A 3,522-nucleotide genomic window follows, 5' to 3' on the forward strand; every position below is an offset into this window, starting at 1 on the left:
GCCGCACGGATGCGGCGGGGACGGGTCTCAGGGGCGCAGTGCCCTGCCCGGGGTGGCCCCGGTGAGCAGACCCCCGGCCAGGACCGGCACCCCGCGGACCAGGACGTCGCCGACGCCCGTCGCCAGGGTGCGCGGCGCGGCGTAGGTCGCCAGGTCGGTGACCGTCCCGGCGTCCAGGACGGCCAGGTCGGCGACCTGGCCGGGGCGGACGAGACCGCGGTCGCGCAGGCCGAAGCGGCGGGCCGGGTGCGAGGCGAGGTGGACGACGGCCTGTTCCAGGGTCCAGTCGCCGGTCTCGCGCACGTGGTGGCCGAGCATCCGGGCGAACGCCCCGTACGCGCGGGGGTGCGGGTGGCCGCCCACGTAGATGCCGTCGGAGCCGCCGGTGTGGGCCGGGTGGCGCAGGATCGCGCGGACCGACTCCTCGCCGTCCGCGCCCTCGTCGGGGCGGGCCACCACGCATCCGGCCTCCAGCCGGGTGTCGATCAGGATCCGGCGGCAGAACTCGCCCGGCTCCAGCCCCGCCCCGGCGGCGGCCTCGGGCAGGGTCAGCCCCTCGGCCCACTCGGAGCCGGGCACGTGCGCGAAGGTGATCCTGGGCCAGAGCGTCTCGTCCCAGTCGATCGGCCGGGACTCCAGCGTCTCCAGCGCGCGGTCGGTGTCGGCGGCCGGGATCCACCCGGGCAGCGCGAGCATCGCCAGGATCGTGCTGCCGCGCAGGTAGGGGTAGGTGTCGAAGGTGACGTCCAGCCCCCGCAGGCGGGCCTCGTCGACCAGCGGCAGCAGCGTGGCGGCCGGGCCGTGGTAGTGCGAGACGTGCACGGCCGCGCCCGAGCGCCGGGCGATGTCGGCCACCTCGGCCATCCCCTCCGGGGCCGCCGCGCCGTACCCGCGCATGTGCGTCACGTACGGCAGGTGGTCCAGCGGGGCGCAGAGGGCGGCGATCTCGGCGGCGTCGGCGTAGCGGCCCGGGGCGTACTCCAGGCCGCTGGACAGGCCGACGGCCCCCTCCGACAGGCCGCGCTCGACGCGGGCCAGCATGGCGGTCAGCTCCCCGGCGGTGGCGGCGCGTTCGGCGGCGCCCATCACGTCGTGCCGGATCGTGCCGTGCGGCAGCAGGTAGGCGGTGTTCAGCGCGGTCGCCCTGTCGTAGCCCGCGAGCAGTTCCGCGACGCCGAGCGGCCCGTCGGCGAGGGGGTGGGAGCCGTTGATCGCGGCGAAGTACCGGGTGACGTAGGCGAAGGTCTCCGGGGTGGCGCAGGGCGCGTAGGAGAGCCCGTCCTGGCCGAGCACGAACGTGGTCACCCCCTGGCGGAGGGCGGCGAGCTGCACGGCCGGGTCGAGGACCAGGGCGTCGCCGTGGACGTGGCAGTCGACCAGGCCGGGCATCACGTGGCGTCCGGTGGCGTCGACCACGGCCGCGGCCTCGGCCCCGTCGAGGCGGCCCACGGCGGTGATCCGGTCCCCGGTGACCCCGACGTCGGCCCGGTGGGCGGGGGCCCCGGTGCCGTCCAGCACCAGGCCACCACTGATCAACACGTCGAACGACATGCCGGGATTCAATCACCCGGCGGGTACCCGGCACAGCGGAACGTGGCGTTCCCGGCCGTGAGCGCATCGCTCTCGCCCGGAATCCGCGCCTTTCACCCCTTGACGATGGGTGGTAGGAATGGTGGCATCTTTCGCTAGTTAGGAACCTTTCCTAACTAGATGATCGCAGAGAGGGCACCCCCTGTGCATGCGAGACCGCGTCTCCGACACCCCTCGACCGTCCTCGTCCTCACCCTGGCGTCGGCACTGATCGCATCGGTGTTCGTCCTGGTGGCCCCGCCCGGCCTCGCGGCCGACTCCCTGCTCTCGCAGGGCCGCCCGGCCACCTCGTCCTCGAACGAGGACGGCACGCTGCTCCCGGCCGCCGCCTTCGACGGGTCGGCCGCCACCCGCTGGGCCTCGGCCGAGCGCCACGACCCCGAGTGGCTCCGCGTCGACCTCGGCGCCTCGGCCTCCGTCTCCAGGGTCCGGCTGCTCTGGGAGGCCGCGTACGCCACCTCGTACCGGATCGAGGTCTCCCCCGACGGCTCGGCCTGGACGCAGGTCTACGCGACCACCACCGGCAACGGAGGCACCGACGACCTGACGCTCTCGGGCACCGGCCGCTACGTGCGGATGTACGGCCTGTCCCGCGGCACCCCCTACGGCTACTCGCTGTACGAGATGGAGGTCTACGGCACCCGGGGCGGCGCCACGCCGACGCCGACGGTCACCCCGCCCCCGGGCGGCCCGGCCGTGCCGTTCGGCTCCCACAGGATCCCGTACGCGCCCGGGACGCTGCGGCCGAGCGGTCAGGTGGCGGCGCTCGACCAGAAGGTGATCGACTACTACCGGGCCTGGAAGGCCGCCTTCGTCAAGCAGAACTGCGGCAACGGCTGGTACCAGATCATCTCCCCCGACGCCGACCACCCGTACGTGGCCGAGGCGCAGGGCTACGGCATGGTCATCACCGCCACGATGGCCGGCGCCGACCCCGACGCGAAGAAGATCTTCGACGGTCTGGTGAAGTACGTGCTGGCCCACCCGTCGTCGATCACCCCCGGCCTGCTCGCCGCCGAGCAGAACGCCGCCTGCCAGAGCGTCAACGGCGGCGACTCGGCCACCGACGGCGACCTGGACGTCGCCTACGGCCTGCTCCTGGCCGACCGGCAGTGGGGCAGCTCGGGCACGTACGACTACAGGAAGCTCGCGATCGACCACATCAACGCGATCAAGGCCGGTGAGGTCAACCCGACCACCAAGCTGATGAAGCTGGGCGACTGGAGCAGCGCGGGCGACCAGTACTACTGGATCAGCCGCTCGTCGGACTGGATGATCGACCACTTCCGGGCGTTCCGGAAGGCCACCGGCGACACGACCTGGGACACCGTCCGCGTCAACCACCAGAACCTGATCGCCTCCCAGCAGGCCACCCACGCCCCGAACACCGGCCTGCTGGCCGACTTCGTGGTGAACACCGACACCACCCCCAGGCCCGCCCCGGGGCAGGTGCTGGAGTCCGCCAACGACGGCAGGTACTGGTGGAACGCCTGCCGCGACCCCTGGCGGATCGGCAACGACGCGGTGACCAGCGGTGACTCCAGGTCGCTGGCGGCCGCGCGCAAGCTGAACACCTGGATCAAGGCCAAGACCGGCGGGAACCCGGACAACATCGGGATCGGCTACGCGCTCGACGGCACCCGGATCTCCGGCGGCAGCGCACCGGCCCACTTCGCCCCGTTCGCGGTGGCGGCGATGACCGACCCGGGCAGCCAGGCGTGGCTGGACGCGCTGTGGAACAAGATGGTCAACACCCCGTTCACGGCGAACGACTACTACTCGACCAGCATCCAGCTCCAGGTCATGATCACCGTGACCGGCAACCACTGGGTGCCCTGACCCGTTACGCGCGCGGGTGCGGCCCCCGTCCGGGGACGCCAGAACCAGCAGCAGGCTTCCGGCCAGGATGGGGTTCGCGATCATACGCATACC

Annotated in this window: 2 protein-coding genes; one reads left to right on the plus strand and one right to left on the minus strand. The window is 72.9% G+C overall.

The features are described from left to right. Positions 1-27 precede the first annotated feature (27 nt). Complete coding sequence (locus tag AB0G16_RS31450; RefSeq protein ID WP_362813188.1) at positions 28-1,551, minus strand: amidohydrolase family protein; 1,524 nt, start codon at positions 1,549-1,551, stop codon at positions 28-30. Positions 1,552-1,734: 183 nt separating this feature from the next. Between AB0G16_RS31450 and AB0G16_RS31455 the strand changes: the two genes are divergently transcribed. Next, positions 1,735-3,429: a glycosyl hydrolase family 8 gene (locus tag AB0G16_RS31455; RefSeq protein ID WP_362813191.1), complete on the plus strand. Its 1,695-nt coding sequence runs from the start codon at positions 1,735-1,737 to the stop codon at positions 3,427-3,429. Positions 3,430-3,522: the final 93 nt, after the last annotated feature.

It is taken from the genome of Streptosporangium sp. NPDC023615, from assembly GCF_040640155.1.
Lineage (GTDB): Bacteria > Actinomycetota > Actinomycetes > Streptosporangiales > Streptosporangiaceae > Streptosporangium.